The organism is Thiohalophilus sp. (genome assembly GCF_034521165.1).
GTDB lineage: Bacteria > Pseudomonadota > Gammaproteobacteria > UBA6429 > Thiohalophilaceae > Thiohalophilus.
This window is the reverse complement of record NZ_JAXHMV010000008.1, coordinates 181,094-204,009: the sequence shown is the minus strand read 5'-3', so window position 1 is coordinate 204,009 and position 22,916 is coordinate 181,094. Positions and strand designations below refer to the sequence as shown.

The following is a 22,916-nucleotide window of genomic DNA, read 5'->3' as shown; positions in this document are numbered from 1 at the left end:
TGTTTCTATACTAGAGAGTATCCCTCATGATGATTGCACAGCCCAACCCGGTCTCCCAGCCCAAACTGTCCGAACAGTTTCACCGGTGTTTCGAGGTTATTCCTGCCAACACCCCCGAACTGAAGAACATTGTCTATCGGATCCGTTACGAGGTGTATTGCCTTGAAACCGGCTTTGAAGATCCCCGAAATTTTCCCGACGGCCTGGAGCGAGACGAATACGACGACCATGCCCTGCATGCCCTGCTGCGCCACCGCTCTTCCGGGGAATACGCTGGCTGTGTCCGCCTGATCACCGACCGGCTCGGCTATCAGGATCGCCTCCTGTTTCCCTTCGAGCGCTTCGCCGGAAACAGCCTGCGGCGCAATATCATCGATCCGGCCACGCTCCCGCGCGGCTCGTTCGGCGAGATATCCCGGCTGGCCGTGCGCAGCCAGTTTCGCCGCCGCGCCAACGAGCAGCTGGAGCCGGGTGGCAACGACCTCGACATCGATGTTGACAAGCTGCAACAGGAAGCCCGTCGCCGGGTCTTCCCGCATATTGCCCTGGGTCTCTATCTGGCAGGCGCCGCACTGGCCATCACCCATGGCATGACAGGAGCGTTTGTGATGATGGAGCCCCGGCTGGCCCGGCACATGCAACGCTATGGCATCATCTTCCGGCCGGCCGGTGAGGTGGTCGAGTACCATGGTTTACGCGGTCCGTTTTATATCAGTGCGCAGAGTTTGCACAAACACCTCAAACCTGAACTGCGCGGGATTCTCGATACCATTACTGCCGCCATGGAAATGCGCCCGTACCACGCACAGCCATTCAGCCAGTTTGCTTTGTGATTCCGGCAGATCCTGATATAAAGGACGAATGGCGCGTTCCCCGTTTGATTACTTCACCGCCTTTTCACGCAACCTTGGCTGGGTCACTCGCGAAGAACAATCCCGACTCCGGGACAAGCGGGTCGCGATAGCCGGACTGGGCGGGGTTGGCGGAAGTCACCTGCTGACTCTCACACGTCTTGGGGTTGGCGCCTTCAACCTTGCGGAATTCGATCACTTCGAACTGGCCAACTTCAACCGCCAGGCGGGAGCGACGCTCTCCTCGTGGGGTCACCCCAAGCTGGACACCCTGGTCAACATGGCCCGGGATATCAACCCCGAGCTGGATATCCGGATCTTCCCCGACGGGGTGACCGACACCAATCTCTCCAGCTTTTTGACGGATGCCGATGTTTACGTCGACGGTCTGGACTTCTTTGCCCTGCATGCGCGCCGGATTGTGTTCGACGCCTGCGAGCAGGGCGAGATACCTGCCATCACGGCCGCGCCACTGGGGATGGGCGTAGCGCTGTTAAATTTTTTACCCGGGCGCATGGGCTTTGAGCGCTATTTTGGCATGGCCGGCCAGACCGAGAGCGAGCAGCTGGTGCGTTTTCTGGTGGGCTTGTCACCCGCCATGCTGCAACGCGCCTACCTGGTGGATGATTCCGCCGTGGACTTTGTCCGCCAACGCGGCCCATCCACCCCCATGGCCTGTGAACTGTGTGCCGGTGTGGCCGCTACCGAAACCCTCAAGGTTTTATTGGGCCGGGGCCCGGTACTCGCCGCGCCTCACGGCCTGCACTTCGACACCTACCGCCAGCGCCTGACCCACACCTGGCGCCCGGGCGGATACCGCAACCCCCTGCAGCGGCTGATTATGGCCCTCATGCGTCGCCATTTGCGGCGTATGGGCGCCATTTAAACCAGGACCCGTCCCGGCCACTTTATCCCCTCCCCGGACGGTCTCGTGTTCCTGCACGCCGTACCCTCGGCTAATAAAGACAATGCAAAGCCAGCGCCATACTCCCCATCAAACACCCAATAAAAAAGCCGCGGCCAAAGGCCGCGGCTTTTAAGGTAGAACCGTCTGTTGTCGCGAATCAGTTCACTGAACGAGAGCGGCGACGGGCAACAAACCCCAGGGCCAGCAACCCGGCACCGAACAGACCCAGGGTCCAGGGTTCCGGTACCTTGAAGACAACACTGCCATCCAGGTTTACCTGACGAATCAGCGAGGTACCATCATCGGTCGCGAAAGCCACCAGCTCGTCTTCGGTGGGCAACGGCGGGTTGACGTTGGTGTCCAGAATCCAGCTGACGTTCATCAAATTGCCCACGTCATAACCGGCTTTCCACAGGCTGTAGAAAGTCTCGCCGCTTTCAACATCGACGAAGAAGTTTTCCAGGAAAGAGTCGCCCGCGGCATCATCGATCCCATCACCGTCAAAATCGTAAGTGACGTTGCCGAAAAGATCCAGATTAGCGGCGGCCAGGTCTGATCCGGTGACGTTGAGTCGCACCACCTGAGTCCGGTCAGTGCCGTCCTCAAAGTACACATCAAAGTAACCGGAGTTGTAGCTGACTCCTGTTGCTGTGGTCGCGCCTGCGATCATGTAATCGTAAGTCAGACCCCAGGTACTGCCTTCAACGCCGGCAAAACCGTAATCGTTCGGGAATCCGCCCACACCGCTGACGAAGCCATTACCATCCGCAGCAGCAGTTGCAAAGTTCAGGGCATCGATGTTTTTCTGAGCCGGGTCAAACGGATAGTGCATGTCGACACTGCTGGTTCCGTCGATGGCGGTGAAGGTACCTTCTGCAAATCCGTAGGAATTCATCACGGACTCGATATTGGTATCAACCACCGGGGTGCCTGCCACACTGGGATCGCCCAGATAAATGGACGTGGCTCGCGTATCGGTGTAGCCCAGTTCATTAACGGCTGTGGTAGTGGTACCACCTGCGCCATCAAAATCGAAGCCAGTATCAATGACGAACGGGCCCGCCATCGCGACATTTGCGGACATTAATGCCCCCAATGCCGATACTACCAAGGTTTTCTTAATCATTTTCAAGACTCCTGTCTCCGGGTGTAGATCATGATGATCTAACTGCAAATTCTGCCTAACTTGAATGCAGCGTTCGTGCCAATATCCACGCCTCGCCCGCAAAAACATCATAACACATTGTTTTTTATTAGAATATTTTCCGACCGCCCGCCTGTAAGCGGGATCCGTTTCAGGCTCGTTAGTGGGTATTTGTAAAGCGCTCCGACAGCCCCCCGGTTTACTGCTGCAGCCGCTTCAGCAGCGCCCGGGTTTCCGCCATTTCCGCAAACGGCTTGTCCAGGTCCAGCGCCCGCTGCAAAGCGGCCCTGGCGCCCGTGATATCGCCTGTGGCATGGAGAGTACGCCCGAGGTGGTAGTGCACCGGCGGCCAATCCGGCGCCCCGTCCGCCGCGCGGACCAGGGTTTGCGCGGAATGCTCCAGTTCGCCGGTGTAAAAAAGTACGACACCCAGGGTATCCAGGATGCCGGCATTATCCGGGGACTGTTCTCGTGCCTGTTCCACCAGTGTCAGAGCCCGCTGTGTGTCGCGTTCGCGTAACAGCCAGGCGAGATTGTTGAGCGCGACCGTATCCTGTGGATTGCGTGCCACGATCTGTTCGTAATGGCTGATCGCCCCGGCCTCATCGTTGGCCACCATTTGCCAGCTGGCCAGGGTGTGACGAACCGGGATGTCATTCGGTGAGCGTGTCACCCACGCTGTCAGGGTGTTGATCGCCGCAGTCATATCCCCGGCGGCCCGCTGTGCATTGGCCAGTTCGAGCATCCATGGCCGGCGTGGATTTTTTTTCACCGCGCGCTGGTAATATTCTATCGCGCTCGACAAATCTTCCTCATGACGGGCCAGCCGACCCTGAATAGCCAGTACATCCGCGCGCTCGGCATGACGTTCTGTTAGTTTGCCCAGCTGGGCTTTTGCCTCGCTGATCTGACCTGCTTCGGCTAACAAGAAGGTCAGCCTGACACCCGCCATGTAGTGGCGCGGATCGAGTTCCACGGCCTGGCGCAAGCTGGCGATCGCTTCCGATATCTCCCCGGCTGACTCCTGAGCCACCGCCAGGTGGTAGAGAACATGGGCTGAGCGTGGTGCAATCGCCTGCGCACGCTGCAACACCCGCACCGCCTCATCGGCCCGGGCCTGTGCGCGCAGGGTTTGCGCCAGGGCGAAATACACCTGCAGCCGCTCGGGCTGACGTTCGCGTGCCGCGTTCAATGTCTGGATCGCCTGCTCGCCCTCACCCTGCTCAAGCTGGATACGGGCGAGCATCAATGCGGGCCCAGTGTCTTCCGGATGCGCCTTGATCGCCGAGCGTAACCATTCCCGCGCGGCCTGCGGGCGACCTTGTCGCATCTCCAGACTTGCCAGTTGTTGGGCGGAGGCGGGATGTCCGGGTTCCCGCGCCTGGATTGCCTCGAAAATCTCGCGCGCGGCCGCCAGATTATCGAGACGCATTTCCAGCCCGCCCAGGTTCATCGCGACCGAATGCTTGTCGGGGGCCAGCTTCAGAGCTTTGTCGAAAGCCTCGCGCGCCTCATCCACGCGGCCCAGCCCCATCAGGGCCGCGCCGATAAAATTGTGAGCCTCGGCATTATCAGGCTGTTTCTCGCGATAACGTTGCGCCGCTTTCAGTGCCGCCGCGTATTCTTTCGCCTGCAAATGGCTCAATATCAAAGTAGTATCGGCGTGACGCGGCCCGCTATCCATTCGTGAGGCCCTGTCCAGCGCTTCCAGCCCGGCATCGCGGTCTCCGCTGCGCATCAGCGCCACACCCAGCATTTCCTGCAATTCGGCCGAATCCGGATCGGCATCAACCGCCGTCTGCAATGTTTGCACACTGTTTGCTTCCTGGCCTTGCTGAAGATACAGACTGGCCAGCAATTCGCTGACTTTGGGTTGCGGGGAATCCGTGTTTGCCAGACTTTGCTCCAGAATCTCAATCGCATCATTGTTGCGCTGCTGTTGCACATTGACACGCGCCAGCAAGAGCGATGCCTCTGCGGAAGCAGGATTGGCATGCAAATAGCGACGCAGGTTATTCTCCGCCTGGTTCCAGTGCTCCTGAAAGAAATGCGCCGCCCCCAGCATGTAGGTAGTGGGTTGATGCTCGGGCAGCCGACTCAGCACCGCCTCGAAATCGACCTGGGCATCATTGTAGCGTTGATGACGAAAGTGCAGCACACCGCTGATATAGTGGGTAATCGGATGCTTGCCCGCCAAACGCCGCATCACGGAAAGATCCGTTTCGGCACCAGCCAGATCATCCCGTTCCAAACGGACCATGGCCCGACGCAGGTGAAGCTCAAACGACTTCCTGGCTGCGGTGATGGCCCGGCTATAGGCCTCATCAGCACCGGCAAGATCCCCATGTGCACGAGCGATGTCACCGCGGGTTCGCCATGCCGCGACATGCTCCGGTTCCAGATCCAGTGCCCGCTCAACCCACTGCTGCGCCTCAAGCAAGTCGCCCTCGCGCTGTTCACTCCAGGCAATGCCAAGTATCGCTTCAACCGAATCCGGTGCGATATTCAGTGCCTGTTCGAACAGACCACGCGCCACTTGTGGCTGCTCCTTGCCCAGCTGTGCCAGACCGCGCACCAGATGAGCCTCGGCATCGATCACCTGATCATCTGTATCGACTTCATTTAACAGCGCCAGGGCGTTATCGAATTGCTCCTGCAATACATGTGCTCGGGCCAGCGCGACCGTGAGGGCTGCCGAAGCCTTGCCCAGCTCGCGAGCACGCAACAGCTCGGCTTCGGCATTCGCGCCATCTTCCAGCGCCAGATAGGTGAGCCCCAGTTGCAGGCGGGCTTCCGCATTGTTCGGGTTTTGTTGCAAAACATTCTTCAGCTCGATCACACTGGCCCGCAGGTCGTTCTGCTGGCGATACTCAATCGCTTTTTCCAGGTGCTCGCTTTCATTCAATCCCTCCTGCCCGCAGGCGACCAGCAAACTTGTAAACAAGCCCGCCATAATCACTTGTTGAATCAGTTTTTCCAGTCTGATGTACATAGACGCCTCCAGGGCGATTAACGATTCAAACCATGCTTTTTAAGCAAGTCATAGAGTGTCGGTCGACTCACACCCAGCAGTTCCGCCGCCTGCGAAATATTGCCGTCCACGATCTGCAGGGTGTGTCGTAACGCCCGGCTTTCCGCCTCGTCACGCACCTGACGCAAATTGAGCATGAGCGGATCCTCACCACTATCGGATAGCTCCAGATCCTCGCTGGTCACCTGGGAGCCATCCGCCATGACCACCGCACGTTTTATACGGTTTTCCAGTTCGCGGACATTACCGGGCCAGTTATGCGCCTTGATGGCTTTGAGCGCCTCGGGCGTAAAACCTTTCACCGCCCGACCCTGCTCACGCGCAAAGCGTTCCAGAAATACCCGGGCGAGAAGATGGGCATCATCGCTGCGCTCCCGCAAAGGCGGAATGGTGATGGTCATTTCACTGATACGATAGAACAAATCCTCACGAAAAGCGTTTTCCGCAATCAGTGCCGGCAAATCCTGGTGGGTCGCGCAGATCACCCGCACATCCACGGGAATATCCTCGCGACCGCCGACACGCTCGATCACCCGCTCCTGCAAAAAGCGCAACAGCTTGGCCTGTAGCGGCAGTGCCAGATCCCCGACTTCATCCAGAAACAGGGTACCGCCGTCGGCATATTCGATCTTGCCGCGATTCTGTCGGGTCGCCCCGGTGAAGGCGCCTTTCTCGTGACCAAACAATTCCGACTCAAGCAGGTTTTCGGGGATGGCCGCACAATTGATCGCCACGAAAGGGGCATCGCAACGTTCGCTTCGGCTGTGTATGGCACGGGCAATCACTTCCTTGCCGGTCCCGCTTTCACCCAGCAACAGGGTCGTGACACTGGAGGGGGCCACTTTTTCCACGGTCCGGCAGATTTTCAGCATCTCCGGACTCCCGGCGATCAGGCCGGGCAGGGGGGAACTGTCCTGGCCTTGTTGCAACCGGCGGTTTTCTTCTTCCAGCTCGTAGATCCGATACGCCCGCTCCACGATCAACTTGAGCAACTCGGCATCGACCGGCTTCTGATAAAAATCGTACGCGCCAAGTGCCACGGCTTGCACCGCATTGTCCCGATCATTGTTGCCGGTCACCACTACCACCTTGGTTTGGGGCGCAAGGGCAAGAATCTGCTCCAGCGTTGCCAGTCCTTCACTGGCGCCCCCCGGATCCGGGGGCAGCCCCAGATCCAGGGACACCACTGCCGGCTCGGCGCGTCGCAACTGGGCAATAGCTCCATCCCGATCGGAAGCCGTGTAAACCTCGAAGTCGTCAAAACACCACCGCAACTGACTCAGCAGTCCCGGATCATCCTCGACCAACAATAGCGCCGGTAACTGCGACTTTTTCGCCATCAGGCCATGTCCCCCTGTAAATCATCGGCCGTCGTATCACCCGTATATAATGGCAGCAACAGACGAAAAATACTGCCCTTGCCGGGTGTACTGCGTACCTCCAGTTCCCCTCCCAGGGCGCGCAGAAACTCGCGACTTTCATATACACCAATGCCCATCCCCGTCAATCCCTTGGTGGAATCAAACGGCCGGAACAGGCGTTCACGAATAAACGCCGCATCCATCCCGCTGCCGGTATCCGATACCTCGAGACAGGCCTGCTCGCCGGCACGCCACAGGGCAAGTGATACCTTCCCTGATCCGGGTGTTGCTTCCTGCGCATTTTGAATCAGATGATGCAAGACCGACTGCAGCCGGTCCCGATCCGCGCGAACCTGAATTGGTTCATCCGGCGCTTCAAACTGCGGCACAGGCTTTTTACCGGAGGCTGTTTGAACTGCTTCATGCGTCAACTCAACGAGATCCAGCGGTTTTGCACCGGCCACCCGGGCTCCGCCCCGCAATTGCTGCATCAGTCGGTTCATGCGCTCGACGGCATTTTCCACCGTGCCAATAGCATCTTTGAGAAAAGCCGGATTATCACTGTGACGTCGCGCATTACTGACGACCAACGAAAGCTGCGCAACCAGATTTTTCAGATCATGAATGACGTAGGCTGAAAGTCTGTTAAACGCCTCGAACTGTCGTGCTTCAGCCAACGCCTGTAAAGCTTGCATCTGGGCCAGGTGGCTGGCGGCCTGCCGACCGGCTGTTTTGAGCAAGTCCCGATCCTCCCAGTTGATGCTCTGTCCTGCCCGCGAATGTGCCAGCAACAAAAAGCCCAGCAACGACTCCTCATGCATTAGCGGGACAATCAACCATAACCTGGATTCCTCCTGTGCCCAGTCAGGCAACACCAGGCCATTGTAATTCTCGGGCTTACTCCGGTATTCATCCAGATCGATGACCCAGCGGGTAGCATGTAGATAAGTGGCCAGGGAGCCGTCAGCCGGCTCGGGTGAATAATCACGCTCCGGCCAGTTTAAGCGCCCGTCGGCAAGATAGTGGCGGCCGCCATCAAACAGCCAGAGTTGCCCCCCGGGGCTTTCGACAATGCCGGTCATGGCGCGAATAACCCGTTCCGGCAGCGCCTCGCCGGAACTGGCAAGTGTATGGATAAAGCGCAACCACTCTTCACGATAGTCATATCGATAATTAAAAAAGTGCTTGCTTAAAAAGACCTTGAAAGAAGCGCGTAACTTGCCGGAAACCAGTAATGCGACCAGAAGAAGACCCGCCGCAAACAGAAAGATCGTCTGCAGAACCTGGCCCCAGTCACCCCCGAAACGACGCAAGTAAAATCCGGCTGCCGCCATCAACAACAGGTAACCACCGGCCATCACCAGCGCGGAGCCATGCAAGACCACGCCACGGGAAACATAAACATCGAGCGACCATTGAGGATTGCGTGCTGCGGATACCGCGATCAGGGGAACGACTATCGCATTTACATAACCACGGGCATCCCAGAGCGGTTGACTGATCCCCAGAAACAACAGCGCATCGGTGAACAGCACAAAATCGTAGACAAATAATGCACCGACCCCAAGGCATAGATATTTGATGCCCCAGCGCATGTCCTTGGCCGTATTTCGGTACAGTTGCTCAACCAGCACCAGGGCACCGATTATCAAGATTACCTTGCTGGCAAGAACCCATTGCAACGCATGGGAAAACGGCAGGAAAACCAACAACACAATTTGCGCAACAGCGACGAGCAACAACGCCAGTCCGAGAAGACGCAAGCCGCGAACATGCCGCGATCCAGCGCTCAGATGGCCCATCCAAAGCACGAGCCATAAAAAAATCAGCCACACCAGATCCCGAAACAGATCGGTCAACAATATGGTGCCGGGCCAGATCTCGCCCGTAGAAGTGCTCCAGGCGATCACTGCGGCCCAGATCAGAGATGCCAGGGCAGCGGCCAGCAGGGCCGAGCCCTGGGCGCCCCCGCGCCAGCCGATCGCCAGTACCGCGGTCAATGCCAGGAATGCCAGAACAGCAATTCCATAGCCGACCACTCCAATAGACAAACTGCCTGATTCTATCAATGCAAACGACCGCAGATAAGAGAGCTTGATGACGTGATGACAGACAGCGTACGCTGACTTGCTGCCCCGTGTCTATCGAGATTCGGACTACCCGGCGCGCTACGGCAGGAAGTGTTTTGCCTTACCCGCCGGCACACTGTCAGTCGAATCGCTCGACATCGCTATCGCCAAATATATTTGCTGAACAGAACAAAACGAAGCAGGAAATAATCACCTCCATGGTGATTTGCCCCGTCCCGGCATAGCAACCGTGGTTATCTGGCGCCCCGACCCCAGAGAACAACTTCCACCGTCTGGGCGATAATCATCAGATCCAGCGCGACACCCTGATTTTTGACATAGTATAGATCGTACTGGAGCTTCTCGAAGGCATCCTTTTCAGATGCGCCGTAGGGGTAGTTAATCTGTGCCCAGCCGGTCAGCCCCGGTTTTACCCAGTGCCGATCATTATAATAGGGTAATTTACCGGCCAGCTCGCTCACAAACTCGGGGCGCTCGGGACGCGGCCCGACAAAACTCATATCACCACGCAGCACGTTGAATAGCTGCGGCAGTTCATCCAGCCGTGTCTTGCGGATAAAACTGCCAAAACGGGTAACACGGGGATCATGCTTTTGCGCCCAGCGTGCCACCCCGTCGCCTTCGGCATTCATGACCATGCTTCGAAATTTCAGCAGCGTAAATGGAATTCCGTTCTGCCCTACCCGTTGCTGGCGGAACAGTATCGAACCATGCCCGCGACTTTCCAGGAAAATGCCCATCGCCGTTATCAACATGAGCGGCCAGGCCAGAAGCAACATCGAAAAACTGACCGTGATATCAACAGCTCGTTTGGCAACATCCCGGTACAGTGACTGCCGGAATCCGCGACTGAAAATCATTGCGCTGGGGCGCAATGAGTCCAGTTTGAGAAAACCGCACTCGCGCTCGAAAAAATCCGAGGTTTCAAGCACGTCAATGCCGGTCATTTTGCAGGCAATCAACTCCTCAACCGGCAGGCCACCGCGATGATCATCCAGTGCAATAACGATATCGTCGATATGATTCGCGCGCGCATATTCGTCCAGCGGACTATCGAGCCGGATAATCTCCGCTGGCTCCATGACAGAGTTACCCTGCCCACCCAGCACGGCAAAATTCACCAATTCGAAGTTCGGTTTCTCATCGCGTTGACACAACGACTTGAACAGGCTGGCTTTATTGCCCGCACCCAGCACAAGGACGCGGCGCTTGAGAGCGTTCAGCCCCAGCAAGCGCCCGGCGAACAGGCGAAGCGTAACGAGTCCGGCAAACGCGAGCAGGGCCGCCAGCACCAGTACGCCACGGCCAAAGAACAGCGAGGGAAAAACATAGAACAGGGCAGCGAGCATTCCCGCACCGATCACCAGGGCTCCCGTCACGCGCAACATCATATCCGCCAGCGAGCCGATATAGCCCCGGCGATACAGCCCGACACTCAACATCGCGAAAATATTGACCGCAACAAACAGCACCATCTTGATGGTAATGCCTTCAAAGAAGCCGCCTGCCGAGGCCGGGCCTTCCGGAAAACGCAACTGAACCGCGAAATAAAATGCCAGGACAAAAACCACCACTTCTGCGATAGCAAGGAGCAGCAGGGAAGCGGGGACATCGCGTCCCAGCAGCTGGATATGACTATGGCGCAAGCGCCCTTTGCGCCGGTTGTCATTTGCCGCCAGGCGCAGCGCGGCAGTACCACCAAATCCCAAACCCAGTTGAACCGCTTCTTGCGATGCTCCAGCGTCCGAATACGCTTTCCGACTCGCGGCGGCGTTGGCAGATTTTTGAGCCGCGACACGCTCATTCATTAGCGAATCACTCATGATCTTCTCACCGAATATCTATTGTTGATGTTGCCTTGTTGTACAGCGGAGGGGGGGACACGCCCGCAGACCATCAATTCCTGTGACGGGTTTTGCAAGATAGCATACGCAAGCTTGACATTCGAGGTGAATCTCGGCTAGCGGCAACTATTTTTAATAACCCTGCAAGATCAGGCCCGTAGCCGATCTTATTAACTCAGATTGTTAAATTTCGGGGGAGGTTGACTACTTGCTGCCATGTATCATCACCGGTGGTAACGTAAGTAAGGATCAGGGAAAACCCTAATACCTTTGAAGGCTGATTCGCTCCGCCAACCAACCCGCGCTGCGGGTTTTTCTTGTTGTTGCAGCCACTGTGTCCCGGTCGTAACATGCAATCATGGTTACGGGATAAACCCTGCGGTCTTGTCAACAACGCACTGCCAACAACAGGACGACCGGGTCTGTAACAAAGTCGACACAATAATGTTCAAGCCATAACTGTATTCACTCTCGACAGATGGCAAACTCAAAAACATCGTATCTATATGTCTAATAATGCCATTCTAGTCACCGGCGGTGCCGGTTATATCGGCAGCCATGTTGCCCTGATGCTGTCTGAAGCCGGCGAACAGGTCGTCGTACTGGACAACCTGTCCACCGGGTTTCGCGAAGCGGTATTGCAGAGCGAGTTTATCGAGGGTAATACCGGCGACAGTGAACTGGTTGACCGGGTGCTCAGGGATTATCACATCGATACCGTCATGCATTTTGCCGCGCACACCATCGTACCCGAATCCGTTACCGATCCCCTCGGTTATTATCAAAACAATACCTGTGCGACCCGCAACCTGCTTGAGAGTTGTCAACGGGCCGGTGTAAAGCATTTTGTTTTTTCGTCCACAGCCGCGGTTTATGGTATGCCCGACAATGGCCTGGCACGGGAAACCAGCCCTACCACCCCGATCAATCCTTATGGCACATCAAAACTGGTGAGTGAATGGATGCTGCGGGATCTCTCTGCCGCCTCCGACCTGCGCTATGTCGCATTGCGCTATTTCAATGTGGCTGGCTCGGATCCCCGTGGTCGGATTGGTCAGTGCACTCGCAAAGCCACCTTGTTGATCAAGGTGGCGTGCGAAGTGGCATTGGGCAAACGCCCGGAGCTGACAATTTACGGCACTGATTACCCCACCCCGGACGGCACAGGTGTACGTGATTACATCCATGTCACGGATCTGGCGGCCGCGCATGTCAGAGCGCTGGAGTATCTGCGTCGCGGGGGCACGTCGCAGACATTGAATGTCGGTTATGGCCAGGGCTTCAGTGTACGCGAGGTGATCGCTGCAATAGAGCGTGCCAGCGGCAAGCCGCTGCCTGTCCGTGAAGCTCCAAGACGCAGCGGGGACCCGGCACAACTGGTTGCGATCAGCGACGCCATTCGCGAAGTCCTTGACTGGCAGCCAACGCTGAACGATCTTGATACCATTGTCTCAACCTCGCTGGAGTGGGAACGGGCTCTGCTGGCCGGCAAGGTTGGCTGATGTGTCGAGAATATTTACACCTTATAGCTCCAGGTGCCCGTAACGCGCCGCGAGAAACAATACAAATGACTGATTTTGATGTACACTTATTGTTCAGGCACAGAAAATGCATCCAATAATGGCGGGATATAACTGCCCGAGTAACGGCAATCGATTCTCTGCATCACGATCGCCGGTATAACGCAATACAATGTACCAACAACAAACACCGTCTCAACGGAGCGTTGCCCCAAATGAACGAGACACCTAACGATAGCAGGGACGACAAAGTCAAAGAGGACGTCACACAGCCCACGCCTGACGACAGCCAACATGATGCTGGCCGCCGTCGGCTAATCCGTGGCGCGGCGGCCACCCCGGTCATTTTTACCCTGGCCAGTCGCCCGGCCTGGGGCGGCGTCTGCACGATATCGGTGATGGCCTCGGACAATCTGTCACACCCGGGGCGGACTGATGACTGTCGCGGCTGTACGCCCGGTTACTGGAAACAGCATCCGGATATGTGGCCGGCACCCTACGAAGCGGGTACCTGTGTCGACGGTGGTAATAACAAGAAAGGCAAAGGCGCCAGTGGCTGCCAGAACTACGGCGACGATGGCACCAAATTTAAACATGTCTTCGGCATGGCCCACCCCGCAGGCCACAACAAGACCATGATGCAGGTCATGCAGTTGGGTGGAGGCGAGGACCCTTATCAATTGGGCGCACACGCGGTAGCCGCGGTGCTCAACGCTGCCTACTGGGGTTCGGAAATCTTTGGTTACACACCGGACGAGATCATCCACATGTACAATACCCGGTATTACGAGGATCCCGAGGCCCTCAAGTACGATTTTGAAATGCTCAATATCCGGGGTTGTCACGGCTAGCACTGTCCCATGGCTGATGTGGAGCCTGTTGACAACCCTTTTCGCCTGACTCCCGGACTCCGTTTGCGTCACTGGGATAACGATATCCTTGTCTACGATCCAGCGCGCGGCAACACCCACCTGCTGTGCGGCCCGGCGGCGACGTTGCTGCACGCCATTGAGCATGGCGAAGCGGTTGATATTGATACCGATAGCCATGCTCTGGTCGATCAACTGCACGGCCTGGGGCTGATTGAACAGGTTGGCTTTTGAATCTCCAGACACTGTCGTATTCTGATCTGACATCGCGCCTTCGCCATCAGGGCATCATCCTGCGTACCGGCCCGTTTCACTTTCGCATACACAGCAATCTTGAGCCGGTCGCCATCGGCCTGCATACCCTTTACGATCGCTTCCCGCTGGGAGACGAAAACGGCTATATCGATTTTGATGTGCAGGTCCGCACACCGTTATGGCGCCGTCTCATTCGCTCCCAGGCCCATTTTCTGATCGACGATCACGCTCCTTTCAAACCCCTGCCGGGGGATCAGGCCTTTGCCATGCTGGAGTGGGGCCTGAACTACTGTGTCTACGCCCATGCCCACCAGTACCTGATCATCCACGCCGCGGTGCTGGAACGAAACGGCCAGGCCGTGATTCTCGCGGCACCTCCCGGCTCCGGCAAAAGCACACTCGCTGCCGCGCTTGCCTGTCGCGGCTGGCGCTTGCTGTCGGACGAACTGACACTGATCGATCCGTCCCGGAATGGTCAACTGGTTCCCCTGGCACGACCGGTCAGTCTGAAAAACGACTCCATTGACGTCATTCGTCGATTCCATCCTTCGGCAGTCTTCGGTCCCCTGGCCCATGACACCAGTAAAGGCACGGTCAGCCACCTCCGTCCACCCGACGAAAGCGTGGCACGCATGGATGAGACCGCCACGGCAAGCCATATCATCTTTCCACAGTACTCACCGGACGCAACAACCTGCCTGGAACCGCTTACGCGCGGCGATGCCTTCATGCAGTTGGCCGAAAATACCGTCAATTACAGTCTGCTCGGCGAGGAGGGATTTATTCAACTGGCGGATCGAGTCGAAAATTGTATCTGTCACCATTTTCGTTACAGCCAGCTCGAAGAGGCGGTGGATATTTTCCACCAGTTGTCCTCATGAACAGCCGGTTGACGACACGCCCGCTGATTCTCCAGGCGCTGCATGACCCCGGTTTGCTCGCACAACTCACGCCCGGGCAATGGAATGATCTGCTGCCTCAGGGACGCCAGTCCCATCTGCTGGCGCGCCTGGCATACCTGGCCCGATCACAGGGGCTGCTCGATGAGTTACCTCCTTCTCCGCGAGGTCATCTGCGTGCTGCACTGGTGGTCGCCGCGCGCCAGAGGCGGGCAGTGCATTGGGAATTGACCCGCATACAAAAAGCACTGGCGACAAACGAGACACCGGTGTTACTGCTCAAGGGGGCCGCCTATCTGGTCGCCGATCTCCCCGCCGGTCAGGGCCGTTTGTTCAGTGACATCGATATCCTGGTCCCCCGGGCGCAGCTGGATAATACCGAAAGCGTGCTTAAAGCCTATGGCTGGACCGGCGACCCGCATCTGGATGCGTATGACCAGCGTTATTACCGGCAATGGATGCATGAGTTACCACCGCTGCGCCATCCCGTGCGCGGCAGCGTGATCGATGTACATCACAACATCCTGCCGGATACCGCCCGGGCGCATCCCGACGCTGCGCGTTTACTGGCCGACGCGGTCCCGGTCGCACAATACCCGGGCGTTTATGTACTCTCGCCTGAAGATATGGTTCTGCACAGCGCCACCCATCTGTTCTGGGACGGGGAATTTGATCATGGCTTGCGGGATCTGGTGGATCTGGATGCACTGCTACGCCACTTTGCCGGCAAAACCGGTTTCTGGGACAGCTTGCGGGAACATGCCCTGCACCATGGTCTGACCCGCCCGCTGTACTACGCCTTGACGTATACCCGTCGCCTGTTCGATACGCCGATTCCTGACGAGCTGTATGCTGCACTGAACGATAAACCACCGGCACCGGTAGCCAGCATGATGCACTGGGCGCTTGGCCGTGCACTGCGACCCATGCACCCGAGCACAAAACTGTTGGGTGACGGTTTTGCCCGCTGGCTGCTTTATGTGCGCGGGCACTTTTTACGCATGCCCGCGCACCTGCTCATCCCTCACCTGGTCCGCAAGGGATGGAAAAAACGCCTGGCAAGAGATGAGCAAACTTAACTCCAGACGATAAACATCGCTCGATTCACCGTGGTGTTACCGCAGCTGCTCGAGTAATCGCTGCGCCTCTGCCTTTTCGCCAAATTCAACGTCTTTTTCCAACAGGTCCTTCAATACTGCAATCGCCTCGGCAGGACGCTCGTTACGCGATAACGCCAGAGCATGATGATAGGCAATAGCAGGTTCGTCGGGCAGACTCTCGCGCGCAGCTTCAATCAAGACCAGACCCTCGGCAGGATCGCCATGCTCCAGCATGGCAACACCGAGCGTATCCTTGATCCGGGGCTCATCCGGACGCAACTGATGCGCCTTGCGCGCCATCTCCAGCGCTCGCGCGTCATCCAGGCGCTGATAGAGAAACGCCAGATTATTCAGCAGAACCGGATTATCGGGAAATTGCTCCACCAGAATTTCGTAATGGGGCAACGCCTCTGCATAGTCATCCGTCTGGAGGTAGGAAGTCCCCAACACACCGCGGCTCTGGACATCATCAGGATGGTCAGCAATATGCGCGGCCAGCTGCTGCCGGGCAGCATGCCGGTCTCCCATTTGCGTTGTGATTTCAAAGCGTTTTACCGCCGCCAGCGTAGACGGTTCAAGCCGGTAAGCCTGGACATACGCCTCCCGTGCCTGCTTCAGCTGTTCGCGGTCCCGCAGGATATCGCCCTCCAGCAAATAACCCCTGGCCTGATAACCTTCCAGGTCCTGGGCCCGCCGCGCAGAGGCCAGAGCGTTATCGTCCTCCCCGACCCCTCGCTGCACACCCGCAAGTTCCAGCAGAGCCGGACCATGGTTCGGGTCAATGGCGACAGCGTTGCTCAACGATTCCAGCGACTTACGCTCCCGGCCCGCCCGCCATTGCGCTACGCCAAGCCGGAAATACCCCTCCGCACTGTCAGGGGCGATGGCTACCAGCTCATTCAGCGTATTGATCGCGGCTTCCGGCTGGTTCGCCGATATCTGCGCTTCAGCCAACAACTGCAGATAGTCCCGATTCGACGAATACCGCTCTCTGATCTCGCCCAGCAGTGAAACTGCCCGACGTGGCTCCTTTGATCTCAGATACTTGCGCGCCATAACCAGCCGCGGCTCCAGCGCCTGTGGGTGCGCCGCCAGCGCCTGTTCCAGTAATTTTATGGCTGTCTGTGAATTACCTTGCTGGTCTTCGAAATTGGCCAGCTCCATCAGCAAACTCAGGTCATCCGGCCGCCGGGTCAGGGATTGTTCGAAAATCGCACGGGCCTGCTCCGGACCGCTCTGCCGAAAGGCAATGATGGCAAGGCTACGTGTCGCGGCAGGGTTACCGGGATCCAGCTCCAGACTCTGCTGAAAGGCGGCCTGTGCGTCCTCCACCCGTTCCAGTCCCAGCAGTGCCGCCCCTTTGAGATTGTGAATCTGTACCAGCTCCGGGTGTTTTTCTGCCAGCGCGGAGGCCTCTTCGAGGGCACGCTCAAACTCCCGCTGTTCCAGCAATTGGGCAATCAGCGTCAGATTGATACCGGCATCCCCGGGCGCCAATTGTCGTGCCGCCTCCAGCTCGTCCATGCCGGTGCGCGTCTCACCGCTCTCCAGCAAGGCCTTCGCCAGACGCACCCGCGCACGGGGAGATGTCGGCTCCAGGGACACCCGCTGACGCAACAGCTCCAGGCTGGCCGCGTCATCACCGCGCGCGGCACGAATGCCCGCCATCATGTCCAGTGCGGCAACATCCTCCGGGTTACTGCCAAGCACGCGCTCGAGTATGTCCTGCGCATCCTCCAGCTCACCACCGCGCATTTGCACCGCGGCCAGCAGATAATTGGCCATGGGCGCGTTCGGTTGTCTTCGCAGATAGCGTTCCAGATAACTTTCCGCCTGACTCCAGTTACCCTGCGCAAAGTGACTGGCGCCGGCGAAAAACAGCGCCGGCAAATGCTGCTCATTACCCCGTAATACCCGTTCCATGGCCTGGCTCGTCGCCGGGTAGTCCTGCCTGTAAAAGTGTAAAAGTCCTTCGACATAGACCGTGGCAAACAGGGTTTGTCCCAGCTCCTGCAGTCGCTGGTGGTCTTTCCCGGCACCTTGCCAGTCCTCGCGGATAATGCGGGTCAGTGCACGCTTGTAATAGCCTGTATAAGGTGCATCAGCCACCTCCACCAGGCGGGTGAATGCCGCTTCGGCCTCTTCCAGTCGACCCTGTGCACGGTGAATCTCCCCGAGAAGATCCCAGGCATCGGCATAATCGGGCTGGTGATCCAGCGCCGTCTCCAGGCGATCTTGCGCCTCGTCCAGTCGTTCATGAAACAGGTTGATCCGGGCCAGCCCGGTCAGAGCCGGCGCATGCGCCGGCGTAACCTTCAAGGCCGCGCGCAATTCCCGCTCTGCCTCTCCGGCGTTGTTCTGCCCCATATAGGCCTGCGCCCGCAGCACATGGGCTTCGGTGAGTCGCTCGTCACCCGTGAGCTGCCAGGTTTGCAGCTGCTCCAGCACCGCGTCAAATTCCCGCTCCAGCAGTCGTGCCCGGGCCAGTTGCAAGGGCGCGTCCGGGCTCTCCCAGCCCAGGGCCAAACCGCGCTCCAGCGCGGACAATGCCGCCGCGCCATCCCCCAGTTCAAGGTAAGCCAACCCCAATCGCCAGCGACCTTCGGTATGCTGCGGCTCGTTTTGCAGCAGGTTTTTCAGTTCGATGATGCTGGCGCGCAGATCGCCTTCGGCCTGGAATGCTGCCGCGCGCTGCAGCCGCTCGGAAGCCGAAAAATCTGTCTGGCCGCACCCTGACACCAGCAGGAGGGCCGCCAGCAAGGGTAGCGCCAGTGCAGCAATCCTGTTCGGCCTGCCGCCAACCGTGCCAACAATTATCGTGCTCATTGATTCATACCTCGCAAATCATCCATCACGGCTCAAGCATCGGTCAGTTTATCTTCCCTGGCTTGTGCCACAAACCCCAACGCAAAATATTCCGGCCTCATTGTGTTGCACCGAACGGGAACATTACACCAAACCCTGCTGAAAATCAGAACGAACCGCGATACCCGCTGACCGCCTGACAACAAACAGGCCACTGCCTGATCCGATTCTGTGGTGTTGCACGCACTGGTTTTTATAGCGGCCCTGTCCCGATTAGACTTTGTCAGTGAGTGTGGCCCATCGATAAAAACTCACCTGTTCGGGATATTTAATTGTTTTCACCCGACCGACTTGCTGCGTGACAGGGGATCAGGCCTTGAATAATTGCAGCGCACGTTTCATGCCAACGGAGCAATCTGTTATCAATCAAAATGTTAAACATTTTTTCCTCCCCGTAAACACCGCTCACTGGTGCCAGTGTCAAATCACCCGACACACCAGACAGCGAAGAGTCTCTCCTCGTGCTAATCTCGTAAAGTATCCCGACACGCTGCCGCCATACTGGTTAGTGACCCTTGTATCGATACCATCACAGGAGACTACGTACCATGGAGCTTATTAAACGCCTCGGAGATCTGTTCGCCATCGCCGGCATACTGATCTGTATCGCGCCACTGATCGCTCGCCTGAGCGGACAGTATTATCTGCTCGGCTTTGAGCTGAAAACGCTCCTGCTCGGCGGGATGTTACTGCTACTTCTGGCCTGTCTTGCCCGGCTGGAGATTCTGCTGCGCCAGGGATCCCGTGCCGGATGACGCCTCACGCCCAAACATGTTTGGGCGTGGTGTCGTTGCAGCGGCAGACCTGGCAAGAAACAGCAACAGGATCAGGTAAAACAACATCGACAGCCGTGGCGACCAGAAGACCGTGCTGAACAGCCCCACGACCAGCACGCCCGTGATAGACGCCAGCGCCCCCAGGGCCAGCAGATTATTGTTTAACGCTCGCGCGGCAAGATAAAACCAGGCGTATACGGTCAACAGCACAAAGGCGAGCAGGCCCAGCCAGCCCTGATCGAACAGCACTTCCAGCCACTGGTTTTCCAGGCGGTAGGTATCCAGCGCATCGGAGGTGAAATACCAGTGATCCGCGCCCCGGGAGAAGTCGCCATTACGCAACAGGTCACGTCCTCTGGCATCGCGCAGCGCCAGCGAGCGAATATCCACCAGACTATTATCGCCCAGATTGGCGATCGACAAGACCGTGCCACGACGCGCAAACCATGGTCCAAGACCCAGCTCACCCGTATTGAATTGCCACTGCAACGACTGCCACGACATTCCGCCGCTGTCCACCGGCAAGACAGTCCGCTGACACTGGAACGAATGTTTGATGTGCTTTTCGCACACGAATAGCCCCAGACGCGCGTTGCCCTGAGCGCGCGCCTGGATCAGCAACCGGTAATCGGTGTGTCGCGCCAGACTGACCCGCTGATTGAGATAGAGCGAGTCTCCCTTGCCCAGACGCAGGAAACCTTCCCCCTGCCCGGATTCCAGAAACGCCAGATTCACCGGCACGCGTCCCTCGGGATTATGCGTCTGGAACATGCCGGGAAAACTGCCCGGACCGTGACCCAGCAGACGCGCCACAATCCCCGACTCACGCAGGGCGAGACCCTGGCGCCAGAGGTCCTGGCGAACTTCCAGATCCCGATCCACCTGCTTCAGACGCTGTTCGGCAAAACCGCCGCCCATCTGTGTCCACAGTCCGGCGACCAGCAGTAGCGGCAACGTAACCCCCAGCCCCCATAACCAGCGCGCGTTGCCCCGTGCCCGCGACGCGCGAATCAGCATCCCGACGGTCAACACCAGAGCGATCGCCGCAAACCCCAGGTAACCGGCGCGCGAATAGGTCATGATCAATCCGTACACGCCGGCGCCGAACAACCCGAATGCCAGCAGCCAGATCCCGACACGGCGCCGGGTCCAGGCCCAGACAAGCACAAACGGCAACCCCATCAGCAGGTAAGTTTCGATACTCGGGCCCCCCACGTGCATATCGGCAAACAGACCGGTCACCCGATAAGTGCTCTGAAAATTGAACAGGCCGGGATAGGTGGCCCGCTCCCAGAGCAGCACCAGCACCAGCCCCGCCAGACCCAGCACCATGCCGGGCACAAAGCGTCGCCGGAGCAATTCGCTGACCGGCATTCCCGAACGGGGTAATACGTAATAGAGAATGACAGCCCAGACAAACCCCTTGATCGCGCGCAGGCCATTCCACGGACTCATGTAATCAATAAAGGTATTCACGTTCAGTGGTGGCAAAGGCCACAGAGACAAGACCAGACTCAGAGTCGCTGAGAAGCCGAACAGTCCGATAAACCCGGCAAACCGGCCCGGCAGTACGGTGCGATGTTCCGCGCGAGATGGGTGACTCATCAGAACCAGCACCGTCACCGCCAACAGCAAATCGAACTCATCGAAGAAGTAGCGGCCTGACCAGGGCGCCAGAAACAGTACAGGCAACAACGCAGGAATCAGCAACGCCCAGCCATCGGGTCGATACCACAACCAGACGCTACAGACGATGAGCCCGAGCGCCAGCCAGCCACCGGCCACTGGCCAGGACAGTGCCAGCAGACAGACCAGCGCAACGGGGATTAACCAAAGCCAACGTGTCTGTGACGATAGCGGGGTTTCAGATTCTGCCTGTTGCAGCCTGCCAGCTTTCAAATCTGGTATCCTGTTCAGCCGTGGGTCCGGGTTGCGAAGCGTTGTTCACTCCGATGGCAAGAGAACGTGAACTGGCCCCGGGGATGAGCCACCACCATAAAGCCAGATACACCCCCCCGGCCGACAGGCCGGCCAACAGCGGCGCGGCGGTGTCCGGGCGTAAACCCTCCAGCAACAATTTGCTCGCCTCGAGCAACAATGCCACGACGGCGGCGATACCGACAAACCGGACACTGCGCCGCGCCTGCGGCCCCCCACGCGTGCGCCAGTCCCACAACCAGCCACCCAGACCGATGACGCTGTACATGCCAAGATGCAGGACCACACTCTGGATTGCCGTGGCCTCGGGCACGAAGTAATGATAATAAAACGGCAGCCAACGCAAGGAATCGAGCTGTGTAACGATCGCCTCCGGGGAGGCGAGTCCCCTGGCCTCAATCAGCACGAGACTGCCCACCAACAGCAGATACACCGGCAGAACAAGCAACAGCAGCGCACGCAGGTGTAACAACCCGTGGTGCACGGCAAACCGATCCCGGTACAGCCACACACCGGCCCCCAGTGCCGCACCCAGCGCACGCAGCCACACCGAGGCCCCCTCGGCGATGCCGGAGACAGTCACAAGTTGTCCGGTCTCCACCACCAGCCCAAGCACAAAGCCGGCCCCCATGGCGAACAACAAACGTCGCCATGGTTCCCTCTTGAAACGGCAGGCGACCCATAATCCCAATGGCAGTGCAAGGCCAATCTCCAGCCCGCGCAGGGCGAGGCAACGCAAGCCCTGCCAGCAGCCCGCTGGCGCGGTCAGCCAGCCCCATTGATCGGAGCGCAGTTTGCTCAGCCATTCCTGGGCCGCAAGCATGAAATCCAGCGGTAACAGGCTGACAAAAACATAGGCAAACAGATACACCACCAGCCAGGTGTTGAGTCCGCTGCGCCGCTGTATGAAATGTCGAACCGTGTTGCGCAACACAGACAGGCGGCTGACCAGCCAGAGCAGGCCACCGACAAGGCCGCCTGTGGCATTGGCACTCATGTCCGTCAGTGACGCCGCCCTGTTCGGTAACCAGAGCTGAAAAAATTCGACCGTGGCCGTCACCCCGAGACACAGCCCGGCCACCAGCACCACCCCAAGCCCGCGTGACCCGCCATGCTGCCAGCGATATCCCCACCATGCCGCCAAGAAAAACCCCAGCGGAAGAAACATCAATACATTGGCCACCCATTGCTGGCGTGCCGAGCTGCTGGCGGACTCAAACTGGATACGACTGTATTGACTCCAGGCCTCGGCAAAAGTCAGCCCCGGGTCAAACTCGAAAGGCAACAGGGTGAGATACACCACCACCACCAGATAACCGAGGGCGATTATCCGCCAGTGGCGGGGAGACAGTGAGCTTGTGCTCACGTTGCTTTCCGATTCACCGCCGGGTAAAGACATCAATCACATGCTGTTGAGCATAACGGGAATGCGGGGAGGCCGATCGCATAAACACTCCATTGTCAGG

General features: G+C 58.1%; 16 protein-coding genes. 8 read left to right on the top strand and 8 right to left on the bottom strand.

The genetic code is table 11. The annotated features are described in order from the left end of the window. The first annotated feature begins 26 nt into the window (after nucleotides 1–26). Both U5K34_RS05680 and U5K34_RS05675 read left to right on the top strand, forming a co-directional pair. The gene (locus tag U5K34_RS05680; RefSeq protein WP_322567507.1) at nucleotides 27–833 is read left to right on the top strand and encodes a PEP-CTERM/exosortase system-associated acyltransferase; all 807 of its coding nucleotides are present in this window, start codon (nucleotides 27–29) and stop codon (nucleotides 831–833) included. A 28-nt stretch (nucleotides 834–861) separates the two neighbouring features. After that, nucleotides 862–1,737: a ThiF family adenylyltransferase gene (locus U5K34_RS05675; RefSeq protein WP_322567506.1), complete on the top strand. Its 876-nt coding sequence runs from the start codon at nucleotides 862–864 to the stop codon at nucleotides 1,735–1,737. A 178-nt stretch (nucleotides 1,738–1,915) separates the two neighbouring features. On the opposite strand, the gene U5K34_RS05670 is transcribed toward U5K34_RS05675, so the two are convergent. From U5K34_RS05670 to U5K34_RS05650, 5 genes are all read right to left on the bottom strand, one after another. Then, nucleotides 1,916–2,884: a PEP-CTERM sorting domain-containing protein gene (locus U5K34_RS05670; protein WP_322567505.1), complete on the bottom strand. Its 969-nt coding sequence runs from the start codon at nucleotides 2,882–2,884 to the stop codon at nucleotides 1,916–1,918. 217 nt (nucleotides 2,885–3,101) lie between these two features. Further along, nucleotides 3,102–5,894: an XrtA/PEP-CTERM system TPR-repeat protein PrsT gene (gene prsT / locus U5K34_RS05665; protein WP_322567504.1), complete on the bottom strand. Its 2,793-nt coding sequence runs from the start codon at nucleotides 5,892–5,894 to the stop codon at nucleotides 3,102–3,104. A gap of 17 nt (nucleotides 5,895–5,911) precedes the next feature. Then, nucleotides 5,912–7,273 carry a PEP-CTERM-box response regulator transcription factor gene (gene prsR / locus U5K34_RS05660; RefSeq protein WP_322567503.1) on the bottom strand — a complete coding sequence of 454 codons (1,362 nt, stop codon included), beginning with the start codon at nucleotides 7,271–7,273 and terminating at the stop codon, nucleotides 5,912–5,914. Next, entirely contained in the window at nucleotides 7,273–9,345 is a 2,073-nt protein-coding gene (prsK, locus tag U5K34_RS05655; protein ID WP_322567502.1) for an XrtA/PEP-CTERM system histidine kinase PrsK, read from the bottom strand. The genes prsR and prsK overlap by 1 nt, the downstream gene beginning before the upstream one ends. Before the next feature lie 272 nt (nucleotides 9,346–9,617). Further along, complete coding sequence (locus tag U5K34_RS05650; protein ID WP_322567501.1) at nucleotides 9,618–11,207, bottom strand: TIGR03013 family XrtA/PEP-CTERM system glycosyltransferase; 1,590 nt, start codon at nucleotides 11,205–11,207, stop codon at nucleotides 9,618–9,620. A gap of 527 nt (nucleotides 11,208–11,734) precedes the next feature. Here U5K34_RS05650 and galE point away from each other — a divergent pair. The 5 genes from galE (at nucleotide 11,735) to U5K34_RS05625 (ending at nucleotide 15,850) form a co-directional block, all read left to right on the top strand. Beyond that, entirely contained in the window at nucleotides 11,735–12,730 is a 996-nt protein-coding gene (gene galE, locus U5K34_RS05645) for a UDP-glucose 4-epimerase GalE (RefSeq protein ID WP_322567500.1), read from the top strand. Between the two features lie 233 nt (nucleotides 12,731–12,963). Then, nucleotides 12,964–13,599 carry a hypothetical protein gene (locus tag U5K34_RS05640; RefSeq protein ID WP_322567499.1) on the top strand — a complete coding sequence of 212 codons (636 nt, stop codon included), beginning with the start codon at nucleotides 12,964–12,966 and terminating at the stop codon, nucleotides 13,597–13,599. A 9-nt stretch (nucleotides 13,600–13,608) separates the two neighbouring features. Beyond that, nucleotides 13,609–13,851 carry a hypothetical protein gene (locus U5K34_RS05635; RefSeq protein ID WP_322567498.1) on the top strand — a complete coding sequence of 81 codons (243 nt, stop codon included), beginning with the start codon at nucleotides 13,609–13,611 and terminating at the stop codon, nucleotides 13,849–13,851. Beyond that, nucleotides 13,848–14,753 carry an HprK-related kinase A gene (locus U5K34_RS05630; protein ID WP_322567497.1) on the top strand — a complete coding sequence of 302 codons (906 nt, stop codon included), beginning with the start codon at nucleotides 13,848–13,850 and terminating at the stop codon, nucleotides 14,751–14,753. Before U5K34_RS05635 ends, U5K34_RS05630 begins: the two co-directional genes overlap by 4 nt. After that, complete coding sequence (locus U5K34_RS05625) at nucleotides 14,750–15,850, top strand: nucleotidyltransferase family protein (RefSeq protein WP_322567496.1); 1,101 nt, start codon at nucleotides 14,750–14,752, stop codon at nucleotides 15,848–15,850. Before U5K34_RS05630 ends, U5K34_RS05625 begins: the two co-directional genes overlap by 4 nt. 36 nt (nucleotides 15,851–15,886) lie before the next feature. On the opposite strand, the gene prsT (U5K34_RS05620) is transcribed toward U5K34_RS05625, so the two are convergent. Further along, nucleotides 15,887–18,697, bottom strand: a complete 2,811-nt coding sequence (gene prsT, locus U5K34_RS05620; protein WP_322567495.1) for an XrtA/PEP-CTERM system TPR-repeat protein PrsT — start codon at nucleotides 18,695–18,697, stop codon at nucleotides 15,887–15,889. 587 nt (nucleotides 18,698–19,284) lie between these two features. On the opposite strand from prsT (U5K34_RS05620), the gene U5K34_RS05615 reads away from it, so the two are divergent. Next, on the top strand, nucleotides 19,285–19,491 hold the full coding sequence (locus tag U5K34_RS05615) for a hypothetical protein (RefSeq protein WP_322567494.1): 207 nt from the start codon (nucleotides 19,285–19,287) through the stop codon (nucleotides 19,489–19,491). On the opposite strand, the gene U5K34_RS05610 is transcribed toward U5K34_RS05615, so the two are convergent. After that, the gene (locus U5K34_RS05610) at nucleotides 19,429–21,411 is read right to left on the bottom strand and encodes a hypothetical protein (RefSeq protein ID WP_322567493.1); all 1,983 of its coding nucleotides are present in this window, start codon (nucleotides 21,409–21,411) and stop codon (nucleotides 19,429–19,431) included. The two genes, U5K34_RS05615 and U5K34_RS05610, sit on opposite strands and share 63 nt — an antisense overlap. After that, nucleotides 21,377–22,816, bottom strand: a complete 1,440-nt coding sequence (locus tag U5K34_RS05605) for a VanZ family protein (protein WP_322567492.1) — start codon at nucleotides 22,814–22,816, stop codon at nucleotides 21,377–21,379. The genes U5K34_RS05610 and U5K34_RS05605 overlap by 35 nt, the downstream gene beginning before the upstream one ends. Between the last annotated feature and the right edge of the window lie 100 nt (nucleotides 22,817–22,916).

Excerpts from the sequence above, each read along its gene's own strand:
- U5K34_RS05670 (WP_322567505.1), bottom strand. The coding sequence starts at position 2,884 with ATGATTAAGAAAACCTTGGTAGTATCGGCATTGGGGGCATTAATGTCC.
- U5K34_RS05650 (WP_322567501.1), bottom strand. The coding sequence starts at position 11,207 with ATGAGTGATTCGCTAATGAATGAGCGTGTCGCGGCTCAAAAATCTGCC.
- U5K34_RS05675 (WP_322567506.1), top strand. The coding sequence starts at position 862 with ATGGCGCGTTCCCCGTTTGATTACTTCACCGCCTTTTCACGCAACCTT.
- U5K34_RS05680 (WP_322567507.1), top strand. The coding sequence starts at position 27 with ATGATGATTGCACAGCCCAACCCGGTCTCCCAGCCCAAACTGTCCGAA.
- U5K34_RS05615 (WP_322567494.1), top strand. The coding sequence starts at position 19,285 with ATGGAGCTTATTAAACGCCTCGGAGATCTGTTCGCCATCGCCGGCATA.
- U5K34_RS05635 (WP_322567498.1), top strand. The coding sequence starts at position 13,609 with ATGGCTGATGTGGAGCCTGTTGACAACCCTTTTCGCCTGACTCCCGGA.
- galE (WP_322567500.1), top strand. The coding sequence starts at position 11,735 with ATGTCTAATAATGCCATTCTAGTCACCGGCGGTGCCGGTTATATCGGC.
- U5K34_RS05625 (WP_322567496.1), top strand. The coding sequence starts at position 14,750 with ATGAACAGCCGGTTGACGACACGCCCGCTGATTCTCCAGGCGCTGCAT.
- prsT (WP_322567504.1), bottom strand. The coding sequence starts at position 5,894 with ATGTACATCAGACTGGAAAAACTGATTCAACAAGTGATTATGGCGGGC.
- prsT (WP_322567495.1), bottom strand. The coding sequence starts at position 18,697 with ATGAGCACGATAATTGTTGGCACGGTTGGCGGCAGGCCGAACAGGATT.
- prsR (WP_322567503.1), bottom strand. The coding sequence starts at position 7,273 with ATGGCGAAAAAGTCGCAGTTACCGGCGCTATTGTTGGTCGAGGATGAT.
- U5K34_RS05640 (WP_322567499.1), top strand. The coding sequence starts at position 12,964 with ATGAACGAGACACCTAACGATAGCAGGGACGACAAAGTCAAAGAGGAC.